This is a genomic window from Streptomyces sp. BI87, assembly GCF_025957665.1.
Lineage (GTDB): Bacteria > Actinomycetota > Actinomycetes > Streptomycetales > Streptomycetaceae > Streptomyces > Streptomyces albidoflavus.
Genome location: NZ_CP110079.1, coordinates 1,011,491 through 1,034,485 on the forward strand (window position 1 = coordinate 1,011,491; position 22,995 = coordinate 1,034,485).

Genomic DNA, 22,995 nt, shown 5'->3' on the forward strand with positions numbered 1-22,995 from the left:
GTCCCGGCCGGCGGCCCCGGCCGGGACGGCGGCCGCCCGCGTAGCGTGGCGGCATGAGAGAGCGACTGGTGGTCATCGGTGGGGACGCGGCCGGGATGTCCGCCGCGTCACAGGCACGCAGGCTCAAGGACCCGGACGCGCTGGAGATCGTCGCCTTCGAACGCGGGCACCACGCCTCGTACTCGGCGTGCGGCATCCCGTACTGGGTGGCGGGCGATGTCGACGACCCGGAGCAGCTGGTGGCGCGGACGCCGGAGGAGCACCGGGCCCGCCACATCGATCTGCGGATGCGGACCGAGGTCACCGAGATCGACGTGGCGGGCGGCCGGGTCAGGTCGCGGCGGCTCCCCGACGGGCAGGAGGTGTGGACCGGCTTCGACAAGCTGGTCATCGCCACCGGGGCCCGCCCGGTCCGGCCGCCGCTGCCCGGCATCGACGCGCCCGGCGTGCACGGCGTGCAGACCCTCGACGACGGGCAGGCCCTGCTCGACACCCTGCGGGGGACGAAGGGGCGGCACGCGGTGGTGGTCGGCGCCGGGTACATCGGCGTGGAGATGGCGGAGGCGCTGCTGCGGCGCGACTACGAGGTGACGCTGCTCAACCGGGCCCCGGAACCGATGACCACCCTCGACCCCGACATGGGGAAGCTGGTGCACGAGGCGGTCACCGGCCTCGGCATCGAGCTGGTCAACGAGGCCGAGGTGACCGAGATCCGTACCGACGGGCAGGGCCGGGCCCGCGCCGTGGTCACCTCGGAGGCCGAGTACCCGGCGGACGTGGTGGTGCTGGGGATCGGCGTCCGCCCGGAGGCGGAGCTGGCCGAGGCGGCCGGGCTGCCGGTGGGCGACTTCGGCGGCATCCTCACCGACCAGGCGATGCGGGTGCGCGGCCAGAGCGCCATCTGGGCCGGCGGCGACTGCGTGGAGGTGCTGGACCTGGTCGCCGGCCGCCAGCGGCACATCCCGCTCGGCACCCACGCCAACAAGCAGGGCCAGGTCATCGGCACCAACGTGGGCGGCGGTTACGCGACCTTCCCCGGCATCGTCGGCACGGCCGTCAGCAAGGTCTGCGACCTGGAGATCGCCCGGACCGGACTCCTGGAGGCGGAGGCGCGCGAGGCGGGCTTCCAGCTCGTCACGGCGACCGTGGAGGCGACCAGCCGCGCCGGGTACTTCCCCGGGGCCGCCTCGATGACGGTGAAGATGCTGGCCGAGCGGCGCACCGGGCGGCTGCTGGGCACCCAGATCGTGGGCCGCGAGGGCGCGGGCAAGCGGGTGGACGTGGCGGCGGTGGCGCTGACGGCCGGCATGACGGTCGAGCAGATGACCGCCCTCGACCTCGGTTACGCCCCGCCGTTCTCCCCGGTGTGGGACCCGGTCCTGGTCGCGGCCCGCAAGGCGACCCAGGCGGTACGGGCCCACGGCGCGGGCTGAGTCTCAGGTGCCGGCCGGTCCCGCAGCGGGGCGGCCGGCACCTGGGCGCGGCTCAGCGCGCGGTGCGGGTGTGGACGTCCTCGACCAGGCGGGTCAGGGCGTCGGGGTCGGTGTCGGGCAGGACGCCGTGGCCGAGGTTGAAGATGTGGCCCTCCAGCCCTTCGGCGGCCTGGAGCACCTCGCCGGTCTTGGCGCGGACGGCCTCGGTGGGCGCGAAGAGGACGGCCGGGTCGAGGTTGCCCTGGACGGCCTTGCCCGGTCCGATCCGGCGGGACGCCTCGTCCAGCGGAATCCGCCAGTCGGCGCCGACCACGTCGGCCCCGGCCTCGCCCATCAGGCCGAGGAGTTCGCCGGTGCCGACGCCGAAGTGGATGCGCGGCACGCCGTACCCGGCGACGGCCTCGAAGACCTTGCGGGAGGCGGGCATGACGGAGCGGCGGTAGTCGGCGGGGGCCAGCGCGCCGACCCAGGAGTCGAAGAGCTGGACGGCGGAGGCGCCGGCCTCGATCTGCACCTTGAGGAAGCCGGCGGTGATGTCGGCGAGGCGGTCGAGCAGGTCGGCCCAGAGCTCCGGGTCGCCGTACATGAGCGCCTTGGTGTGCTCGTGGTTGCGGCTGGGGCCGCCCTCGACGAGGTAGCTCGCGAGGGTGAACGGGGCGCCGGCGAAGCCGATGAGCGGGGTGGCGCCGAGTTCGGCGGTGAGCAGCCCGATGGCCTCGGTGACGTACCAGACGTCCTCGGGGGTCAGGTCGCGCAGCCGGGCCAGGTCGGCGCGGGTGCGGATGGGCTGCTCGACGACGGGTCCGACGCCCGGCTTGATGTCGAGGTCGATGCCGATGGCCTTGAGCGGGACCACGATGTCGCTGAAGTAGATGGCGGCGTCGACGCCGTGGCGGCGGACGGGCTGCATCGTGATCTCGGTGACCAGCTCGGGGCGCATGCAGGAGTCGAGCATCGCGATGCCCTCGCGGACCTTGCGGTACTCGGGCAGTGAGCGGCCCGCCTGGCGCATGAACCACACCGGAGTGTGCGGCACCGGCTCACGCCGGCACGCCTTGAGGAAGGCGGAGTCGTGGGGTGCGGTCGGCTGGCCCGTCGGGCGGTCGTTGGCGCTCACCCTTGAAGTCTCGCACGAGCCCGGAACGCGCTTACCGACAGGTTGTGGACACCACGGCGCGCGCGTTGCGGACACCACGGCGCGCGAGACCACCCGGCCGGGTGTCCTCCCTGCGCACGGGCCCCGTTCCCCTTAACCTTCCCGGCATGGCTGCGGCTCAGGGACACCTATCGGACGGCACTGGCGGTACGGACGGCACGGAGGGCGGGCGCGGACCCGGCGCGGACGACGCGCCACCGGGTTTCCGCGCGGCGGTACGGGCCCTGGAGGAGGCCAGGCTCCGGCCGGAGATCGAGGTCGAGGCGACGCCCGCGCCCCGGCGGCTGGCGCCGTTCGCGTACGCCCTGGAGGCCGCGGTGGTCCAGGACGGCGAGGATCTCTCCGACGGCCGTCTCGTGCTGCTCCACGACCCGGCGGGGCACGACGCCTGGAAGGGCGCGTTCCGTCTGGTCACGCTGGTGCGGGCGGAGCTGGAGCCGGAGATGGCGGCCGACCCGCTGCTGCCGGAGGTCTGCTGGTCCTGGCTGACCGGCGCCTTCCAGGCCCGCGGTCTGGTGCACGGGGAGGCGAGCGGCACGGTGACCCGCGCCTCCTCGCACCACTTCGGCGGCCTCTCCGCCCGTCGCCCGGCCTCCCAGATCGAGATCCGCGCCTCCTGGACGCCCCAGGAGGGCCCGGGCGGCGCCCCGGACACCGCCGGCCACCTCACGGCCTGGTCCGACCTGCTGGCCCGCATCGCCGGGCTGCCGCCGGTGACGGCCACGGACGCCTCGGTGGTCTCGCTCCCCCAGCGCCGGGGGCCGCGGCCGCAGGAATGAGGGGCGCGGGCGGGGCCGAAGAGGACTCGTACGCGTGGCCGGGCGTCCAGGGTCGTCCGTCGGAAGGCCGTACGGATGTTCGCCTACGGGCGCTCGCGGGTCACCAAATCGTGATCATTCCCTAAAGGACGCGTCCAATGCTGCCGAAGACCCTATTGACCTAGTCAGCACGGATCGCCCCGGCTTCTTCCCCGAGCCGGCCCCGTCCCGCCATCCCCTTCAGGAGGCCTGGTGTCCGTTCTTCTCGAGCAGCCCGCAAGCCTGGTCGCCTACCGCCCGAACAAGCCGACGGCCATGGTCGTCGTCGCCGACCAGCGTGTCCGTTCCACGGTCACCCGCCACCTGTGGGCGCTCGGCGTTCGCGATGTCATCGAGGCATCGTCCATTGCGGAGGCCCGCCCCCGCGTCGGCAACCCGCGCGACATCTGCGTCGCCGACGTCCACCTTCCCGACGGTTCGGGACTGACCCTGCTCTCCGAAACCCGCGCGGCGGGCTGGCCCAACGGCCTCGCCCTCTCCGCCGCCGACGACATCGGCGCGGTGCGCAACGCCCTCGCCGGGGGCGTAAAGGGGTACGTCGTCACCGGTACGCGTACCAACATCGGGCTCCCCACCCGGCCCGGCGCCGCCCCGATCGGCTCCGCCGCCGCCCGTATGCACCGCCGCCCCCCGGGTGCCCCGAGCCACCCGGGCGGCTACCGCGAACTCTCCGGCCGTGAGGTCGAGGTGCTGCGGCTGGTGGCGGAGGGCCAGTCCAACAAGGCCATCGGCGTCTCGATGGGCCTGTCCGCGCTCACCGTCAAGAGCCACCTCGCCCGGATCGCCCGCAAGCTGGGCACCGGGGACCGCGCCGGGATGGTCGCGGTGGCCCTGCGTACCGGCATCATCCACTGACCCGCGCCGTGCGCACCCGTCCGCCGAGGGAACGTTCCGTCGGCGGACGTGGCGTGTACACCGATACCCTTGACCGGTGACCGACGCCCAAGAGACCGCAGCCGACCCTTCGCCGCTCGCCCCGTCCCAGCCGCCGAGCCCGTCCGACGCGGACGGCCCACCGGCCGCCCTCCCGGCTCCGGTCCCGCTGCTGGCCCCGCGCGAGGGGGTGCCCGAGGTGGTCGCCTCCGAGGAGGCCCTCGCGGAGACGGTGGCGCGGTACGCGGCCGGCAGCGGTCCGCTGGCGGTCGACGCCGAGCGGGCCTCGGGCTACCGCTACGGGCAGCGCGCGTACCTCGTGCAGCTGCGCCGTGAGGGCGCCGGTACGGCCTTGATCGACCCGGTGGCCTGCCCCGACCTCTCCGGCCTCGGGCAGGTCGTCGAGGACACCGAGTGGCTGCTGCACGCCGCCACCCAGGACCTGCCGTGCCTGCGCGACATAGGCATGGTCCCGCAGCGCCTCTTCGACACCGAGCTGGCCGGGCGGCTCGCCGGCTTCGCCCGGGTGGGACTCGGCGCGATGGTGGAGAACGTCCTCGGCTACTCGCTGGAGAAGGGCCACTCCGCCGTCGACTGGTCGACCCGCCCGCTGCCCGAGCCGTGGCTGCGGTACGCCGCGCTCGACGTGGAGCTCCTCGCCGACCTGCGCGACGCGCTGGAGGAGGAGCTGGCCGGGCAGGGCAAGCTCGACTGGGCGCACCAGGAGTTCGACGCCATCGCCTCCGCTCCCCCGGCGCCGCCCCGCAAGGACCCCTGGCGGCGGACCTCCGGCATGCACAAGGTGCGCCGCCGCCGGCAGCTCGCGGTGGTGCGGGAGCTGTGGAACGCCCGGGACAAGATCGCCCAGCGGCGCGACATCTCGCCGGGCAAGGTGCTCCCCGACGCCGCGATCGTGGAGGCCGCGCTCGCGCTGCCGGTGGACGTGCAGGCGCTCGGGCGGCTGCGCGGCTTCAGCGGGCGGGCCGGCCGGCGCCAGCTCGACCAGTGGCAGAGCGCCGTGGACCGGGCGCGGGCACTGACCGAGGCGGAGCTGCCGCAGCCCGGCGCCGCCCCGTCGGGCCCGCCGCCGCCGCGCGCCTGGGCCGACCGGGACCCGGCCGCCGCCGCCCGGCTGTCGAAGGCCCGCGCGGACATCTCGGCGCGCGCCGAGGAGCTGCGGCTGCCGCAGGAGAACCTGATCACCCCCGACACGGTGCGGCGGCTGTGCTGGGAGCCCCCGGCGGACCACGGGCCCGAGGCGGTCTCGGCCGCGCTCGCCGGGTACGGGGCGCGGCCCTGGCAGATCGAGCAGGTGACCCCCCTGCTGGTCGAGGCGCTGGACGCGCCCGCGGCGTAGCCCCGCGTGACCGTCGTACGGCCCCTTGGCGTCCCGCGCCGGGGGGCCGTTCGCGTGTGAGCTTCGCCGCTGTGGCCGGGGGGACTGGGCAGCTTGGTTACCCGCAAGTAGCATGGCGGTATCGCAGGCGCGTTCCGGCGCGCCGCGCAGCAGTGCCACCCCGCACCCTGGAGGAGAGCCATCGTGCCTCGTACCATCCGGGACGTCGTCTTCGTCGACGGCGTCCGCACCCCGTTCGGCAAGGCGGGCCCCAAGGGCATCTACCACGAGACCCGTGCCGACGATCTGATCGTGAAGGCGATCCGGGAGCTGCTGCGCCGCAACCCGGACCTGGACCCCAAGAAGATCGACGAGGTGGCCATCGCCGCCACCACGCAGATCGGCGACCAGGGCCTCACGCTGGGCCGCACGGCGGGCATCCTCGCCGGGCTGCCGCAGTCGGTACCGGGCTACTCCATCGACCGGATGTGCGCCGGTGCCATGACGGCCGTCACCACGACGGCCGGCTCCATCGCCTTCGGTGCCTACGACGTGGTCGTGGCCGGCGGTGTCGAGCACATGGGCCGCCACCCGATGGGTGAGGGCGTCGACCCCAACCCGCGGTTCGTCTCCGAGAAGCTCGTCGACGAGTCGGCCCTGTTCATGGGCATGACCGCGGAGAACCTCCACGACCGCTACCCCACCATCACCAAGCAGCGCGCCGACGAGTACGCCGTCCGCTCGCAGGAGAAGGCCGCCAAGGCGTACGCCAACGGCAAGATCCAGCAGGACCTGGTGCCGGTGTCGGTCCGCCGTACCAACGCCGAGGCCGGCGAGACCGGCTGGGGCCTGGCCACCGCCGACGAGCCGATGCGCCCGGGTACCACCCTGGAGTCGCTGGCCGGGCTGAAGACCCCGTTCCGTACCCACGGCCGGGTCACCGCGGGCAACGCCGCCGGTCTCAACGACGGTGCCACCGCCTCGCTGCTCGCCGCCGAGGACGTGGCGAACGAGCTGGGCCTGCCGGTCAAGATGCGTCTCGTCTCGTACTCCTTCGCGGGTGTCGAGCCGGAGGTCATGGGCTACGGCCCGATCCCGGCCACCGAGAAGGCGCTGAAGCAGGCCGGTCTGACCATCGACGACATCGGTCTCTTCGAGATCAACGAGGCGTTCGCCGTGCAGGTGCTCGCCTTCCTGGAGCACTACGGCATCGCCGACGACGACGCCCGCGTCAACCAGTACGGCGGCGCCATCGCGTACGGCCACCCGCTGGCCTCCTCGGGCGTCCGCCTGATGACGCAGCTGGCCCGGCAGTTCGAGGAGCAGCCGGAGGTCCGCTACGGCCTGACCACCATGTGCGTCGGCTTCGGCATGGGCGCCACGGTCATCTGGGAGAACCCGCACTTCACCGGAGGCAACAAGTGAGCACCTCTACCGCCGAACTCCTGAAGGGCGCGGCCGAGCTGTTCCCGGACGAGGTCGTCACCCAGGCGCACGTACGCCACCTGGACCTGCCGGCCGGCGCCGGGCGCTTCGCGCTCATCACGCTCGACAACGGGCTGGACCACACCAAGCCGACCACCTTCGGCCCGCAGTCGCTCGCCAACCTCGACAAGGCGATCGACCAGGTCGAGAAGGAGGCCGCCGAGGGCTCCATCGTGGGTGTCGGTGTCACCGGCAAGCCCTTCATCTTCGCCGTCGGCGCCGACCTCAAGGGCGTCGAGCTGCTGAAGCAGCACGCGGACGCCGTCGCCATCGGCAAGGGCGGCCACGACGTCTTCAAGCGTCTCTCCGCGCTGGCCGTGCCGACCTTCGCGTACTACAACGGCGCGGCCATGGGCGGCGGCGTCGAGGTCGGTCTGCACTGCTCGTACCGCACCGTCTCCAAGGCTGTCCCGGCCTTCTCGCTGCCCGAGGTCTTCCTCGGCCTGGTGCCCGGCTGGGGCGGCTGCACGCTGCTGCCGAACCTGATCGGCGCCGACCGTGCGGTCTCGGTCATCATCGAGAACTCGCTCAACCAGAACCGTCAGCTCAAGGCCAAGCAGGTCCTCGAACTGGGCATCGCCGACGCCCTGTTCGAGGGCGCCGACTTCCTGGAGCAGTCGCTGGCCTGGACGGCCTCCGTCCTCAACGGCGACACCGAGGTCTCCCGCCCCGAGGTCGACCGGGGTGCCGCCTGGGACGAGGCCGTGGCCCGCGGACGCGCGATCGCCGACTCCAAGGTGCACGGCGCGGCCCCGGCCGCCTACCGCGCGCTGGACATCATCGCCGCCGCCAAGGACGGTGACCTCCAGGCCGGTTACGACGCCGAGGACACCGCGCTCGCCGACCTCATCATGAGCGGTGAGCTGCGCTCGGGCCTGTACGCCTTCAACCTGGTGAACAAGCGCGCCAAGCGTCCCGCCGGTGCCCCCGACAAGAGCCTGGCCCGCCCGGTCTCCAAGGTCGGCGTGGTCGGCGCGGGCCTGATGGCCTCGCAGCTGGCGCTCCTCTTCCTGCGCCGTCTGGAGGTGCCGGTGGTCCTCACCGACATCGACCAGGCGCGGATCGACAAGGGCGTGGGCTACGTCCACGCCGAGATCGACAAGCTGCTCGGCAAGGGCCGCATCAACCAGGACAAGGCCAACCGCCTCAAGGGCCTGGTCTCCGGTGTGCTCGACAAGGCCGAGGGCTTCGCGGACGCCGACTTCGTCATCGAGGCCGTCTTCGAGGAGATGGGCGTCAAGCAGCAGGTCTTCGCCGAGGTCGAGGCGGTCGCCCCGGCCCACGCGATCCTCGCGACCAACACCTCCTCGCTCTCGGTGAGCGAGATGGCGTCGAAGCTGAAGCACCCCGAGCGGGTCGTCGGCTTCCACTTCTTCAACCCGGTCGCCGTGCTGCCGCTGCTGGAGATCGTCCGCGGCGAGCAGACCGACGACGCCTCGCTCGCCACCGCCTTCGGCGTGGCGAAGAAGCTGAAGAAGACCGCGGTGCTGGTCAAGGACGCCCCGGCGTTCGTGGTCAACCGCATCCTCACCCGCTTCATGGGCGAGATTCAGAACATCATCGACGAGGGCACCCCGGTGGCCACCGCCGAGAAGGCCGTCGAGCCCCTCGGCCTGCCGATGTCCCCGCTGGTCCTGCTGGAGCTGGTGGGCCCCGCGATCGGGCTGCACGTCTCCGAGACGCTGCACGGCGCCTTCCCGGACCGCTTCACCGTCTCGCCGAACCTCAAGGCGGTCGTCGAGGCCGGCAAGCGCGGCTTCTACGTCTACGACTCGGGCAAGCCCGAGCTGGACCCCGAGGTCGCCGCGCTGCTGAAGCAGGGCGACACCGTCCTCACCGAGGAGCAGGTCCTGGAGCGGGTCACCGGCGCGGTCGCCGAGGAGATCGGCCTCATGCTGGACGAGGGTGTCGTCGCCGAGGCGCAGGACATCGACCTGTGCCTGATCACCGGCGCCGGCTGGCCCTTCCACCTGGGCGGCATCACACCGTACCTGGACCGGGCCGGCGTCGCCGAGCGCGTCAACGGCAAGCCGTTCCTGGCGCCGGGCGTGGCGAGCGTGCCCGCGTAAGGCACGGGCAGCGCCGCGCGCCCCGGTGACGGGGTGAGCGGAAGGGGCCGTGGCCGGGGAGGGATTCCCGGGCACGGCCCCTTCGGTGTGTGGTGGGCCGGGGAGGGAGGATGGGGCCATGGACATGGACACCCACCCCGCCCAGGCCCCCCGCCCCCTCCTCGTCGTCGACGGGGCCAATGTCGTCGGGTCGGTGCCCGACGGGTGGTGGCGGGACCGGCGGGGTGCGGCCGAGCGGTTGCGGGACCGGCTGGTGCGGGTGGCCGAGGAGGGGATGGCCGAGGTGGCCGGGCCGGTCGAGGTGGTGCTGGTGGTGGAGGGGGCGGCGCGCGGGGTGGAGCCGGTGCCGGGGGTGCGGGTGGAGTCGGCGCCGGGCAGCGGGGACGACCACATCGTGGCGGTGGCCGCCTCGGCCGCCCCGGGCCAGGAGTGCGTGGTGGTGACCGCCGACCGCGAGCTGCGCGAGCGGGTCGCGGCGCACGGGGCGCGGTCGGTGGGGCCGAGGGCGGTGCGCGGGACGGGGTGAGCGGCCCCGCCGCATGACGGCTCGGCCCGGAGGGCGGGGGCTACAGGCTCGCGAAGAGGTCCGCCAGGGGTGCCGGGACCTGGCCGGGGCCGAGGGCCTCGACCAGGAGGTGGCCGTAACGGATCTTGCGGCCCTTCTTCGTGCCGAGGAAGCGGCGGAGTTGCTGCGGGCGGGGGCGGCCGAGCTGGGCGGGCTGGCGGAGGAAGGTCTGCCAGGCGCGGAGGTCGCCCTCGGCGCGGACGATCTCCTCGACGCGGGCGGTGCCCAGCGCGCGGATCAGTTCGTCCTCCAGGTCGGCGGAGCAGGCGAAGACCGCGTCGGCCGGGGCGCCGGCGCGGGCGAACCCCCGGTCGTAGAAGGGGCGTTCGCGGATGTCGCAGAGGCCCGCCAGGCGCAGGCCGAGGCCGGGAGGGCCGAGGGTGACCGCGTACCGGCCGACGTTCGTCGCCCCGGCCATCTGCACCACGCAGACGCCCTCGGCGGCCAGGTCGCGGCCCTGCCGTGCGGCCAGCGCCTCGACGGCCGCGAGGTCGCTCAGCCCCTCCAGCAGCACCGCCGTGCGCACGCCGTGCCGTCCTGCCAGTTCCCGTGCCCGCTCACCCGGACCGCCGTTCGCCCAGCCGCCGACGGCTTTCCGGAACGCGCTCGTCTCCGCCATGCCGGGAAGTCTGCCCGGTGCCCGCGGGCGCGGCACGGGATTTACGCCGTCAGCGGTCCCGCAGGACGTACAGCCGGGCCCCGTCGACGGTGCCCGCCGGGCGGTAGCGCTCGGCGAGCAGGGTGCGCAGGGTGGGCAGGTGGCGCGGGGCCCAGTGGCCGCCGCGTGAGTCGTCGACGAGCAGGTGCGGCGGGTCGGCGGCGGTCTCCGCGCGGAAGACGTGCCAGGCGCCCGGGACGGCGTACGGCTCGCCGGTGCGGGCACCGGAGCGGCCGCCGCTGTGGTTGGTGAGCAGACCGGCCGTCAGGTAGCGGCTGGCGGGCGGGCGCCCGGCGAGCCAGTACGTCTCGGGGTGCATGCTCCACACCAGGACCCGTTCACCGGGGGCGGTGCGAGCGCGTACCGCGTGGGCCAGCCGCACGGCGTGGTCCGTGTCGGGGCGGGGCGCCAGCAGGCCCCACAGGACGAAGAGGGCGGCGAGTCCCGCGGTGGCGCGCAGCGCGCGGGTCCGTGTGGCGGCGGGGCGGCGGTGCAGGGCGCGGGCGGCCAGCAGGGCCAGCGGCGGCACCAGTTGCAGGTAGTAGTGGCCGAAGAAGTGCAGCCCGGTGACGACGGCGAGGGCGGAGGCGCCGAGCCAGAGCCGCAGTTCGGCGGGGGCACGGCCGGCCCGGGCCAGCGGCAGCAGCAGGGCGGCCGAGGCGGCGGCCAGCAGGGCGGCGTTGACCAGGGCGCGGGCCAGCACGTGCGGGACGGAGCCGGAGAACGAGGCGTACGCGCCGGAGCCGGTCACGGTCCAGAAGAGGAAGCCGGCCGGGTCGGTGGCGAGGGCGGTGGCCAGGACCGGCAGGGCTCCGCCGAGGGCGAGGCGGGCCAGGTCGCGGCCGCCGCCGCCCGCGCGCCACCAGAGGAGCAGGACGGGCAGCAGGACGACGGCGCCGGTCTGCTTGACGAGGAAGGCGGCGGCGACGGCGGCGCCCGCCGTGCCCCAGTGGCGGCGGTCGGCGCACCAGAGGGCGGCGACGGTGGCCGGGAGCAGGAAGACGGCGAAGGCGGCGGCCTGGGTGTCCTCCGGGTTGAGGCCGACGGAGAGCAGCAGGTGCAGCAGGCCCGCGGTGCGCCCGGCCGCGCTCCCCCAGCGGCGGCGGGCCAGGGAGGCGATCAGCAGGGCGGTGACGAGCTGGGCGAGGACGGCGGCGAGGCGGACCGGGGTGAGCGAGGTGTCGCCCCAAAGAGTGAACGCCCCTTCGTAGAGCCAGGGCATGAGCGGGGGTTTGCGGTCGACGACGTCGAGGTAGAGCGTGCCGCCGTGGGCGAGCAGCCGGGCCTGGGTCGCGAGAAAGCCTTCGTCCGGGTTCCAGAGCGGCAGCCGGAAGGAGGGCAACCGGGTGGCGCAGGCGACGAGGGCGAGGCCGGGGAGGAGGCGCAGCCAGGGGGCGAGGGGGCGGGCGCGGGGCGCTGGGGCGGCCGGAGCGGGCCGGTGGGGCGCCGGGGAGGGGGCGGTGCGCGGTGGGGGCAGCAGGGCCGGCGGGGCGGCGGGCGGTCCGGTGCGGGCCGGGCGTTCGGGGGTGAGCGTGGGGGCGGCCGGGGCGTCGGCCGCCGGGGGGTGCTGGTCGCGCATGCCTGCCTTCGGGCCCGGGTGGTCGCGGGGAGCGTCCGCCCCCGTGGCGGCACCCTAGTGGCCCCGTATGTCCGGATGTGGCAGGACATACGGGGCCAGGGGGGAAGGGGGAAGGCTGTCAGTTCTCGCCGGCCTGGGTGCCGCGGCCGAGGCGGCTGTGGGTGCGGCCGTAGACGAAGTAGACGAGGACGCCGAGGAGCATCCAGACGGCGAACCGCAGCCAGGTCTCGGCGGGCAGGTTGAGCATCAGCCAGAAGGAGGCCAGCACCGAGACGATCGGGACCAGCGGGACCAGCGGGGTGCGGAAGGCGCGCGGCAGGTCGGGGCGGCTGCGGCGGAGCAGGATCACGCCGAGGGCGACCACGACGAAGGCGAAGAGGGTGCCGATGTTGACCAGTTCGGCGAGTTCGTCGATGGAGGTGAACCCGGCGAGCAGCGCGACCACGCCGCCCAGGAGCAGGGTGGAGCGGTAGGGCGTGCCGAAGCGCGGATGGACCCGGGAGAAGGCGCGGGGCAGCAGGCCGTCGCGGCTCATGGCGAAGAAGACCCGGGTCTGGCCGAGCAGCAGGATCATCGAGACCGAGGTGAGGCCGACGGCGGCGCCGAAGCTGATCAGGCCGGCCCAGAAGGGGTGGCCGACCGACTTGAACGCGTCGGCGAGTGGCGCGTCCGTGGACAGCTCGGTGTACTTCTGCATGCCGGTGACGACGATGGAGACGGCGACGTACAGCAGGGTGCAGATGAAGAGCGAGCCGAGGATGCCGCGCGGCACGTCCCGCTGCGGGTTGTGGGTCTCCTCGGCGGCGGTGGCGACGATGTCGAAGCCGATGAAGGCGAAGAAGACCACGGCGGCCGCGGTGAAGATGCCCATCACACCGAAGTTGGCCGGGGTGAAGCCGGTCATGAGCTGGATGAGAGGGGCGTGGATGCCGCCGCCGCCCTCGACCTCCTGGCTGGGCGGCACGAACGGGTCGTAGTGGGAGCCGGTGATGAAGAAGGCGCCGACGATGACGACGATCAGGACGACGGTCACCTTCACGGCGACGACGATCCCGGTGACCCGGGAGGAGAGCTTCATCCCGGCCACCAGGACCAGGGTGAGCGCCACCACCAGCAGGGCGGCGAGCAGGTCGAAGCCGAAGTCGCCGTTGTGGGTGCCGGAGAGCCACTGCGGCAGGTGGAGCCCGGCGGTGTCCAGCAGCGAGCGCATGTACCCCGACCAGCCGACGGCGACCACGGCGCAGCCGAGCGCCAGCTCCAGGATGAGGTCCCAGCCGATGATCCAGGCGGGGAACTCGCCCAGCGAGGCGTAGGAGAAGGTGTAGGCCGAGCCGGCCACCGGCACCGTGGAGGCGAACTCGGCGTAACAGAGGGCCGCGAGGGCGCAGACCAGGCCGGCCACCACGAAGGCGATGGCGACGCTGGGGCCCGCGGTCTCCTTGGCGATCTTGCCGGTGAGGACGAAGATGCCGGTACCGATGATGACGCCGACGCCGAAGACGGTGAGGTCGAGGGCGGACAGCGACTTCTTGAGAGCCGTCTCCGGTTCCTCGGTGTCCCGGATCGACTGCTCGACACTCTTCGTCCTGAAGAGGCTGCTCAAGGGTGTACCTCCCGCGCTGGTGGTCCCCGCCATGATCGGAGGGCGGTGCGCGGCGCATGCCCCGACGCGGCCCGCTTCACGCGAATGGGCCGGGCCCACCACCCGTGCGGGGTGGTGGGCCCGGCCCGTGGCCTGCCCGGGGGCAGAGGGGTCAGTCGCGGGCCGGCTCGACGGCCTGGGCCGGGGTGCCGTGCTCGTACCGTCCGTCGAGCTTGGCGACGAGGCCGGTGACCTGCCGGGCGATGTCCGGGGCGGTCAGGCCGATCTCGGCCAGCACCTCCTTGCGGGTGGCGTGGTCGAGGAAGCGCGGCGGGATGCCGAAGTCGCGGAGCGGTACGTCCACACCGGCGTCGCGCAGCGCCTGGGCGACGGCCGAGCCGACGCCGCCGACGCGGCTGTTGTCCTCGACGGTGACGACCACCCGGTGCTGCTCGGCCAGCGGGGCGAGCGCCTCGTCGACCGGCTTGACCCAGCGCGGGTCGACCACGGTGGTGGAGATGCCCTGCTTGTCGAGGAGACCGGCGATCTCCAGGCACATCGGGGCGAGCGCGCCGACCGAGACCAGCAGCACGTCGGGGCGGGAGGTGCCCGGCTCGCGCAGTACGTCCATGCCGCCGACGGTGCCGAGGGCGGGGACGGCGGGGCCGACGGCGCCCTTGGAGTAGCGGACGACGGTCGGGGCGTCCTCGACGGCGACGGCCTCGCGCAGCTGGGCGCGGAGCTGGTCGGCGTCGCGCGGGGCGGCGATCCTGAGGCCCGGGACGACCTGGAGGATGGACATGTCCCACATGCCGTTGTGCGAGGCGCCGTCGGTGCCGGTGACCCCGGCCCGGTCCAGGACGAAGGTGACGCCGCAGCGGTGCAGGGCCACGTCCATCAGGAGCTGGTCGAAGGCGCGGTTGAGGAAGGTCGCGTAGACGGCGAAGACGGGGTGGACGCCGCCGCTGGCCAGGCCCGCCGCGGAGACCGCGCCGTGCTGCTCGGCGATGCCGACGTCGTAGACCCGCTCGGGGAAGGCGTCGGCGAACTTCTGGAGGCCGACGGGCTGGAGCATGGCGGCGGTGATCGCCACGATGTCCTCGCGCTCCTTGCCGAGCCGGACCATCTCCTCGCCGAAGACCGAGGTCCAGTCGGCGCCGGAGGCGGAGACGGGCAGGCCGGTGTCGGGGTGGATGACGCCCACCGCGTGGAAGCGGTCGGCCTCGTCCTGGACGGCCGGCTGGTAGCCGCGGCCCTTCTCGGTGAGGCAGTGCACGATGACCGGGCCGCCGAACCGCTTGGCGCGGGCCAGCGCCGACTCCAGCGCCTCGATGTCGTGGCCGTCGATCGGGCCGACGTACTTCAGGCCGAGGTCCTCGAACATGCCCTGCGGGGCGATGAAGTCCTTGAGGCCCTTCTTGGCGCCGTGCAGCGTCTCGTAGAGCGGGCGGCCGACGACCGGGGTGCGCTCCAGGAAGTCCTTGCCGCGGGCGAGGAAGCGCTCGTAGCCGTCTGTGGTGCGCAGGGTCGCCAGGTGGTTGGCGAGGCCGCCGATGGTGGGCGCGTAGGAGCGCTCGTTGTCGTTGACGACGATGACCAGCGGGCGGTCCTTGGCGGCGGCGATGTTGTTGAGCGCCTCCCAGGCCATGCCGCCGGTGAGGGCGCCGTCGCCGATGACGGCGACGACGTGGTCGTCCTTGCCGCGGACCTCGTTGGCCTTGGCGAAGCCGTCGGCCCAGCCGAGCACCGTGGAGGCGTGGCTGTTCTCGATGACGTCGTGCTCGGACTCGGCGCGCGAGGGGTAGCCGGAGAGGCCGCCCTTGGTGCGCAGGCCGGTGAAGTCCTGCCGGCCGGTGAGCAGCTTGTGGACGTAGGCCTGGTGGCCGGTGTCGAAGAGGACCTTGTCCTTCGGCGAGTCGAACACCCGGTGCAGGGCGATCGTCAGCTCCACGACGCCGAGGTTCGGGCCGAGGTGGCCGCCGGTCTTGGAGACGGCGTCGACGAGGAAGGTCCGGATCTCTGCGGCCAGCTCGTCAAGCTGCTCCGGGCTGAGACGGTCCAGATCGCGCGGTCCCGTGATGCGGGTCAGCAGCGGCACCCGTGCCTCCTTGCAGTAGAGCGTTTTCGAGCTTTGCCGGGTCTGTCGAGTCTAATGTTCCGCTCCCCGCGCCCCGCACCGGGCGGCCGGGATCTGCGTCACGCGACTCGCCGCGATGCTAGTCCTGTCCGGGGGCGGACGGGTATGCCCGGGGGGCCGGACGGGTGTGCGGGCCTCTGCGGGCGCCCCTGAGCCGGCTGGGGGGCGCGCGACGGCGCCCGGCCTCCCCGGGAGGGGCCGGGCGCGTCGGCGGTGCGGTGCGCGGCGGCCGGGACGGGGCCTCTGGGGGTGGCCCCGGTCCGGCGGCGGCAGCGGGTCAGGACCTGGTCAGGCGCGGCCCGCGGTCTTCTGGGTGCGGCGGGAGACCGAGTCGATGACGACGGCGGCCAGCAGGACCACACCGGTGATCATGGACTGGACGGCGTCGCTGGAGCTGCCGGACATGTAGAGGCCGGTCATGATCGACTGGATGACCAGGATGCCGATCAGCGCCGACCAGGGGGTGCCCCGGCCGCCGAAGAGGCTGGTGCCGCCGATCACGGCCGCCGCGATGGCGAGCATCAGGGTGTCGCCGCCGCCGAGGTTGGAGTCGGCGACGCCGGCCTGGGAGGCGATGAAGAGGCCGCCGAGGCCGCCGAGGAACCCGGAGATGGTGAAGACGGAGATCCGGACCCAGACGACGTTGATGCCGGCCCGTCGGGCCGCCTCGACGCCGCCGCCGACCGCGAAGACCTGGCGGCCGTAGCTGGTCCGCTTCAGGACGAAGGCGGCCAGCACGACGACGCCGACGAAGACGGTCAGGCCGAGCGGCAGGCCGCTCTCCTGGTTGAGCATCCAGGCGGTGGCGAAGGCGAGGACCGCGACCACGCCGGAGCGCAGCAGCACCTCGCTGAGCGGGCGGTGCGGCAGGTCGACCGCGCGGCGCCGCTTGCGGTCCAGGAGCTGGCTGCCGAGGTGGGCGGCGACCGCGACCAGGGCGAGGCCGTAGGCGGCGGCGATGTCGCTGAAGTAGGTGTTGTTCAGCCCCTGGACGACGCCGCCGGAGATGTTGTTGATGCTGAGCGTGTTGCCCATGACGTAGAGCTGGAGGCCGCTCCAGCCGAGGAATCCGGCGAGGGTGACCACGAAGGCCGGGACGCCGATCCGGGCGAAGAAGAAGCCGTGCAGGGCGCCGATCGCGCCGGCCGCCAGCAGGCCCAGGAGGACCGCGAGCCCTTCGTTCAGGTCCTGCTTGACCGCGAGGACCGAGGTCAGCGCGGCCGTCAGCCCCGCCACCGAGCCGACCGAGAGGTCGATCTCGCCGAGCAGCAGGACGAAGACGATGCCGGTGGCGATGAGGCCGGGGCCGACGATGTACTGCGCGATGTTGGTGAGGTTGGACGGGTCGAGGAACCGGCCGGTGGTGGTCTCGAAGATCGCCCAGATGACGACGAGGCCGACGAGGACCGGGATCGAGCCCAGTTCGCCGCCCTTGATCCGCCGCTTGAAGTCGGTGAGGTATCCGGCGAAGCCCTGCTCGCGGACGAGCAGCCGCGGGTCGACCGGGGTCAGCGCGTCGGCGGCGGGCGCGCCCGCGTCGACCGGCTCGGCGGGGGCGGGCACGGTGGTCTTCGTGGTGCCCTCGGCCTCGGCGGGGGCCTGGGCCGCGGCCTCGGGGCTCTGCCCGGGCTGCTTGCCCGGCTGGGTGTCGCTCACTGTGCTGCCTCCGTGGTGCGGGCCTTGCGCCGGGTCACCGCGTTCTCGGTGGCGCCGGTGATCGCGGAGATGATCTCCTCGTGGCTGGTGTCGGCCACGTCGAAGACGCCGTTGTTGCGGCCGAGCCGCAGGACGGCCACCTGGTCGGCGACGGCGAGGACGTCGGCCATGTTGTGGCTGATGAGGATGACGGCGAGGCCGCGCTCGCGCAGCCGCTCGACCAGGTCGAGGACCTGCGCGGTCTGCTCCACGCCGAGGGCGGCGGTCGGCTCGTCGAGGATGACCAGCTTCGGGTCGCCGACCAGCGCGCGGGCGATGGCCACCACCTGGCGCTGGCCGCCGGAGAGCGAGGCGATCGGGATGCGGACGCTGGGGATGCGGATGGAGAGGGAGTCCAGGAGCTCCTGGGCGCGCTTCTCCATCGCGACCTCGTCCAGGACCTTGCCACGGGTCGCCTCGCGGCCGAGGAAGAGGTTGGCGACGACGTCGAGGTTGTCGCAGAGCGCGAGGTCCTGGTAGACGGTGGCGACACCGAGGTGCTGGGCGTCCTGGGGGCGGGCCACGGTGACGGGGCGGCCCTCCCACTCCAGGGTGCCGTCGTCGATGGGGTGGACCCCGGCGATCGTCTTGACGAGGGTGGACTTGCCGGCGCCGTTGTCGCCGACGAGGGCGAGGACGGAGCCCGCGCGGACTTCCAGGTCGACCTCGGTGAGCGCCTGAACGGCACCGAAGCGCTTGGAGATTCCGCGCAGCGCCAGCACGGGCGCAGCGGACATGAGAACCATCTCCTTCGCCGCCCCGGGCCCCTCGGCGCGCCGGGGCGCGGGCAGGGCGGGGACGGGCGGGGGGTGGGCCGGGCTCGGGGCCCGGCGGGCAGGTCGGATCAAGGGCCCGGGCGACTCGGGGAGAGCGCCGGGCGGCCGGGCGGCCGGGCCGTCCGGCGGGGTGGTGCGTACGGCGCCCCGTGCTCCGGGCTGCGGGGCCTGGACATGGGAGCGGCGGGGCGCCGTACGGGTCTTCGGACCGGGGCGGCGGCCCGAGGAGGGTGGGCCGTCGCCCCGGCGTTCCGGGGCGGAGGGCTGCTACTCGATGCCGGCGTCCGCGCAGGCCTTCTCGAACTCGCCCTTGCAGATCTCGCTCACCTTGTAGAGCTCGTCCTTGATGACCGTGTCCTTGATGTTGTCCTCGGTCACCACGAAGGCGTCGACCAGGGCCGCGGGGACGCCCTTGGTCGAGGGGCTGTCGATCTTGGTGGTGGCGATGTCGTCGATGGACTTGCCCTGGAGCAGCCGGACGGCTATCTCGGCGGTGGGCTCGGCCTCCGGCTTGTACGGCTTGTAGATGGTGAAGCTCTGGGTGCCCTTCAGGATGCGCTGGATGCCCGCGAGTTCGGCGTCCTGGCCACCCACCGGGATGTCCTTGACCTTGGCGGAGTCCAGGGCGGCGATGATGCCGCCGGCCATGCCGTCGTTGGCGGAGTAGACCGCGTCGAAGCCGTCCTTGCCGAGCGAGGTGATGGCGGCGCCCATCTTCTGGCCCGCGATCTCGGCGCTCCACTCACCGGTCTGCTCGTAGACGATCTCCTTGACCTGCTTGTCCAGGACGGAGTGGGCGCCCTTCTTGAACATGGCGGCGTTGGGGTCCGACTCCTTGCCGTTGATCATCACGACGCGGGCGTCGGCGGCCTTGTCGCCCAGCGCCTGGACGATGCCCTCGCCCTGGAGCTTGCCGATCTTCTCGTTGTCGAACGAGACGTAGGCGGCGACGTTGCCCTCGGCGAGGCGGTCGTACGCGACGACCTTCACGCCCTTCTTCTCGGCGCCGTCGACCCAGGACTTGGTGGCGCCGGAGTCGACGGCGTCCAGGATGATCACCTTGACGCCGGACGAGACCAGGTCGTCGAACTGCTGCTTCTGCGTCGAGACGTTCTCGGCGGCGTTCTTGTAGTTGATCTTGCAGTCGTCGCAGAGTTCCTGGACCTTCGCCTTGATCAGCGGGTAGTCGAAGGCCTCGTAGCGGGTGGTGCGGCTCTCGGGCAGGAGCAGGCCGATGGTCTTGTTGTCGGCCTTGTCTTCCTTGCCGCTTCCTGCCTCACCGCACGCGGCGAGGGACACCGCCATGGTGAGAGCGGTGGCGGCGGTCGCGGCCCTGCGCAGCTGGGTGTTCATCTTCCAACCTCCCTGACATGGCCGCGCCGATGCGACCGAGGTGGCTGGAAGTCAACTCGGCCCGCACAGCGGCGTCAAGGAGTAAATCCTTAACGAGATGACAACGGTGCCATGCGTTATCTAAATGAAGGCAGGAGTGGGCTGCGGAGCCGCCCCGTCCAGAAGGGTCGAATCGCCCATCTCGCGCAGCGCCAGGGCGAGCGCGCCCAGCACCTCGGCCCTGCCGCCCAGCGAGCCCGGCACCAGTTCCAGCTGGCGGGCGGCGCTCGGGATGGCGTAGCGGCCCACCGAGGTGCGGATGGGGCCCAGCACCAGTTCGCCGGCCTCGGCCAGGTCGCCGCCGAGCACCACCCGGCTCGGGTTGAGCAGGTTGCACAGGCTCGCCACGCCGCTGCCGATGTACCGGCCGACGTCGGCGACGACCCGGCGGCACCCCGGGTCGCCCTCCTTCGCCAGGGCGACGACCTTCTCCATGGTCAGCCCGGTACCGTGGGTCGGCTCCAGCAGCGGCAGCACGTACCGGGCGGCGGTGAAGGTCTCCAGGCAGCCGCGGTTGCCGCAGCGGCAGACCGGGCCGGACTCGTCGAGGGTGATGTGGCCGATCTCGCCGGCCGTGCCGCCGGGGCCGCGGTAGATCTGCCCGTCGATGACGAGCCCGGCGCCCACTCCCCCGGCCACCTTGATGTACGCCAGGTCGCGCACGCCGCGCCCGCTCCCCCAGACCAGCTCGCCGAGGGCGCCGAGATTGGCGTCGTTGTCGACGGCGACGGGCACGCCGATCCGCTCGCCGAGGGCGAGGGCGGGCTGGGTGCCGGACCAGCCCGGCAGTATCGAGGTGGAGCCGAGCATGCCGGAGGCGACGTCGATGGGGCCCGGCACGCCGAGGCCGACCCCGGCGACTTTGGCGCGGTCCACGCCGGTGGCGTCGAGGAGGCGGCCGACCAGCAGTTCGGCGCGGTCGAAGCCCTGCTCGGCGGAGGCGTCCACGTCGAGCGGCTCGGCCTCCTCGGCGAGGATCTGGTGGGCGAGGTTGCCGACGGCGACGCGCAGGTGGGTGTGGCCGAAGTCGACGCCGATGACGATGCCGGCGTCCCCGCTCAGCGAGACGCTGCGGGCGCGCCGGCCGCCGGCCGAGGTGGGGGTCACCTCGACGGTGCCGCTCTCCTTCAGCTCCCGGACGATGTTGGAGACGGTGGCCGCGGAGAGGCCGGTGGTCCGGGCGATCTCCGCCTGGGTCAGCGACCCGGAGAGCCGTACGGCCCGCACCACCCGCTCCAGATTGGCCCTGTGCAGCGACGACTGCGACCCCGGTGTCTCCATCGGCCTATCCACTCCTGCCCGGTGCCGGGCGGCCCCGCGGCCACCCGCCGGCCGACCAGCCCCGGCGGAGCGGTCCGCACTGTGTACAAGTTCTGAAACTCAAGCACAGCTTGCGGCGCGGAATCCGTCAAGGGCTCGACACGGACGGGGAGAAGGGACTGGCGCACGGGCGCGGGCCCGCCTCCGGGAGTTCCCGGAGGCGGGCCCGCGAGGCCGCAGGAGGTGGCGCGCCGTTACTTCAGCGCCCCGGCGGTGAGCCCGGCGACCACCTGCCGCTGGAAGATGATGTACGCGCCGAGCACCGGCAGCATCGCCATCACCAGCCCGGCGAAGAGGCCGGACCAGTCGCCCTTGTACCCCTGGCTGACGGCGAGCTGGACCAGGCCCTGGGAGAGGACCTTGCGGTCGGGGTCGGTGTTGAGCACGGTCGGCAGCAGGTACTGGTTCCACTGGCCGAGGAAGTTGAAGATGCCGACACTGATCAGGCCGGGCTTGGCCATCGGCAGCATGACCTGGAAGAAGGTCCGGCTGTGCGAGGCCCCGTCGATGAGCGCCGCCTCCGCCACCGAGGTCGGCAGGGTGCGGAAGAAGGCGGTCAGGAAGAACACCGTGAACGGCAGCGAGTAGGCGATGTACACCAGGATCAGGCCGTGCGTGGTGTTGAGCAGCCCCAGGTTGTTCATCACGAAGAAGAGCGGGACCAGCGCCAGGATCACCGGGAAGCTCAGACCGCCGATGAACAGGAAGTAGAGGAACCGGTTGCCGGGGAAGTCGAACCGCGCCAGCACGTAGGCGGCCATCGAGCCGAGCAGCAGGGTGCCGATCAGCGAGCCCGCCACCACGACGATGGTGGTGAGGAAGTACTCGCTCATGTGCGCCTGGGTCCAGGCGCGCGACCAGTTCTCGAAGTGCAGCCGGTCCGGCAGCGACCAGGGCGAGTCGAAGATCGACTTGTCGTCCTTGAACGAGGTCATGACGGCCCACAGCAGCGGCATCGCCACCAGGAACGCCCAGATGACCAGCACACCGTGGGAGAAGACGTTGAGCGTGCCGCCGGTCTTGGACGGCCCGTCGGAGGACGGGGGCGGGGTGCCGGGCGCCGTGCGCTGGGCCGGGAGACCGGGGCCGCCCGGCCCGTCGCTCTTCCGCACGAGGTCGGAATCGGTGGTCTTCATCTCAGAACTCCAGCCGTTCGCGCCGGCCGACCCGCGACACCAGGGCCGCGAAGGCCAGGGTGACGATCAGCAGGGCGACGCCGATGGTGGTCGCGTAGGCCGCCTGGCCGCCCACGAACGCCTTCTGGTAGACGAGCAGCGGCAGGACGGTGGTGGAATCGGCCGGCCCGCCCGGGCCGACGGTCATGATGTGGACGATGGCGAAGGACTCCGCGCCGAGGGCGAGGATGCCCATGTAGATCCAGCCGGACTGCACGGTGTCCCAGAGCAGCGGCAGGGTGATGCGGAAGAAGGTGGTGAAGCGCCCGGCCCCGTCGAGCAGCGCGGCCTCGTAGTAGTCCTTGGGGATGGAGGCCATCCCGGCGGAGAAGAGGACCACGAAGAAGCCGGTGGTGGACCAGACGATGACCGCCATGACGCACCAGAGGGCGAGGTTCGGGTCACCGAGCCAGTTGCTCTGGAGTCCGTCCAGCCCCAGGATGCCGAGCGCCGAGTTGAGGGCGCCGCTGTTGGGGTTGTAGGCGAAGCGGAAGAGCAGGGCGACGATGGCGATCGACAGCACCTGCGGGAAGAAGTAGACGATCTTGTAGAAGGACGAGCCGCGGACGCCCGCGATGGCCGCGCCCTTCCGGCGCCGCCCGCCGACATTGATCATGAAGGCGAAGAAGAGGGCGAGCCCGAGCGTCACCACGGGCAGCAGCAGCACGAAGGTCACGCTGTGCTGGAGCGCCTTCCAGAAGGTGCCGTCGCCGAACATCCGCGCGTAGTTGTCGAACCCGACCAGTGAGAACTCCGGGCTGAGCCCGGTCCAGTCCGTGAACGAGTAGAAGATGGACTGGACGAACGGCCAGATGACGAAGAGTGCGTAGATCGTCAGAGGGACGATCAGAAAGCCCGCGATGAAGCGGTATTTGCCGTGCTGCATGTGGTGTCGACCCCGAATCCCCGGCGGGTGCCGCCGCGCTGCCGCGGTCGCGGGCCCGCA

At 72.8% G+C, this 22,995-nt stretch carries 18 protein-coding genes; 7 read left to right on the forward strand and 11 right to left on the reverse strand.

The annotated features are described in order from the left end of the window. Window positions 1-53: 53 nt before the first annotated feature. Window positions 54-1,433 (forward strand): FAD-dependent oxidoreductase, encoded by a 1,380-nt coding sequence (locus OIM89_RS04320; protein WP_226964635.1) that lies wholly within the window; start codon window positions 54-56, stop codon window positions 1,431-1,433. Between the two features lie 52 nt (window positions 1,434-1,485). Here the strand turns inward: OIM89_RS04320 and hemE are convergent, their stop codons facing one another. Beyond that, window positions 1,486-2,550, reverse strand: coding sequence for a uroporphyrinogen decarboxylase (gene hemE / locus OIM89_RS04325; protein ID WP_003951584.1), 1,065 nt, complete (start codon window positions 2,548-2,550; stop codon window positions 1,486-1,488). Between the two features lie 146 nt (window positions 2,551-2,696). Here hemE and OIM89_RS04330 point away from each other — a divergent pair, with 146 nt between their 5' ends. From OIM89_RS04330 to OIM89_RS04355, 6 genes are all read left to right on the forward strand, one after another. Further along, the gene (locus OIM89_RS04330; protein WP_030699555.1) at window positions 2,697-3,368 is read left to right on the forward strand and encodes a DUF3000 domain-containing protein; all 672 of its coding nucleotides are present in this window, start codon (window positions 2,697-2,699) and stop codon (window positions 3,366-3,368) included. Window positions 3,369-3,599: 231 nt separating this feature from the next. Then, complete coding sequence (locus tag OIM89_RS04335) at window positions 3,600-4,262, forward strand: response regulator transcription factor (RefSeq protein WP_003951582.1); 663 nt, start codon at window positions 3,600-3,602, stop codon at window positions 4,260-4,262. A gap of 76 nt (window positions 4,263-4,338) precedes the next feature. Next, window positions 4,339-5,637, forward strand: coding sequence for a ribonuclease D (locus tag OIM89_RS04340; protein WP_030699556.1), 1,299 nt, complete (start codon window positions 4,339-4,341; stop codon window positions 5,635-5,637). 183 nt (window positions 5,638-5,820) lie between these two features. Beyond that, a complete protein-coding gene (locus tag OIM89_RS04345; RefSeq protein WP_047141811.1) occupies window positions 5,821-7,041 on the forward strand; it encodes a thiolase family protein in 1,221 nt (406 codons plus the stop codon). Then, window positions 7,038-9,170 (forward strand): 3-hydroxyacyl-CoA dehydrogenase NAD-binding domain-containing protein, encoded by a 2,133-nt coding sequence (locus tag OIM89_RS04350; RefSeq protein ID WP_030699558.1) that lies wholly within the window; start codon window positions 7,038-7,040, stop codon window positions 9,168-9,170. The genes OIM89_RS04345 and OIM89_RS04350 overlap by 4 nt, the downstream gene beginning before the upstream one ends. 124 nt (window positions 9,171-9,294) lie before the next feature. After that, entirely contained in the window at window positions 9,295-9,696 is a 402-nt protein-coding gene (locus tag OIM89_RS04355; RefSeq protein WP_175457691.1) for an NYN domain-containing protein, read from the forward strand. 40 nt (window positions 9,697-9,736) lie between these two features. On the opposite strand, the gene OIM89_RS04360 is transcribed toward OIM89_RS04355, so the two are convergent. From OIM89_RS04360 to OIM89_RS04405, 10 genes are all read right to left on the reverse strand, one after another. Beyond that, window positions 9,737-10,354 (reverse strand): TOPRIM nucleotidyl transferase/hydrolase domain-containing protein, encoded by a 618-nt coding sequence (locus OIM89_RS04360; protein WP_151167760.1) that lies wholly within the window; start codon window positions 10,352-10,354, stop codon window positions 9,737-9,739. Between the two features lie 49 nt (window positions 10,355-10,403). Next, window positions 10,404-11,972, reverse strand: coding sequence for a glycosyltransferase family 39 protein (locus OIM89_RS04365; RefSeq protein ID WP_151167762.1), 1,569 nt, complete (start codon window positions 11,970-11,972; stop codon window positions 10,404-10,406). A 118-nt stretch (window positions 11,973-12,090) separates the two neighbouring features. Continuing rightward, on the reverse strand, window positions 12,091-13,608 hold the full coding sequence (locus tag OIM89_RS04370) for an amino acid permease (RefSeq protein ID WP_175457683.1): 1,518 nt from the start codon (window positions 13,606-13,608) through the stop codon (window positions 12,091-12,093). Between the two features lie 118 nt (window positions 13,609-13,726). Continuing rightward, on the reverse strand, window positions 13,727-15,652 hold the full coding sequence (dxs, locus tag OIM89_RS04375) for a 1-deoxy-D-xylulose-5-phosphate synthase (protein WP_030699207.1): 1,926 nt from the start codon (window positions 15,650-15,652) through the stop codon (window positions 13,727-13,729). A 327-nt stretch (window positions 15,653-15,979) separates the two neighbouring features. Beyond that, window positions 15,980-17,347: a sugar ABC transporter permease gene (locus tag OIM89_RS04380; protein WP_030699208.1), complete on the reverse strand. Its 1,368-nt coding sequence runs from the start codon at window positions 17,345-17,347 to the stop codon at window positions 15,980-15,982. Next, window positions 17,344-18,123, reverse strand: coding sequence for an ATP-binding cassette domain-containing protein (locus tag OIM89_RS04385; protein WP_008406829.1), 780 nt, complete (start codon window positions 18,121-18,123; stop codon window positions 17,344-17,346). The genes OIM89_RS04380 and OIM89_RS04385 overlap by 4 nt, the downstream gene beginning before the upstream one ends. A gap of 306 nt (window positions 18,124-18,429) precedes the next feature. Beyond that, window positions 18,430-19,515 (reverse strand): substrate-binding domain-containing protein, encoded by a 1,086-nt coding sequence (locus tag OIM89_RS04390; protein ID WP_030699209.1) that lies wholly within the window; start codon window positions 19,513-19,515, stop codon window positions 18,430-18,432. 120 nt (window positions 19,516-19,635) lie between these two features. Further along, window positions 19,636-20,835, reverse strand: a complete 1,200-nt coding sequence (locus OIM89_RS04395; protein ID WP_010641289.1) for an ROK family transcriptional regulator — start codon at window positions 20,833-20,835, stop codon at window positions 19,636-19,638. Between the two features lie 233 nt (window positions 20,836-21,068). Continuing rightward, entirely contained in the window at window positions 21,069-22,010 is a 942-nt protein-coding gene (locus tag OIM89_RS04400) for a carbohydrate ABC transporter permease (protein ID WP_030699210.1), read from the reverse strand. A 1-nt stretch (window position 22,011) separates the two neighbouring features. Continuing rightward, a complete protein-coding gene (locus OIM89_RS04405) occupies window positions 22,012-22,935 on the reverse strand; it encodes a carbohydrate ABC transporter permease (protein ID WP_030699211.1) in 924 nt (307 codons plus the stop codon). Window positions 22,936-22,995: the final 60 nt, after the last annotated feature.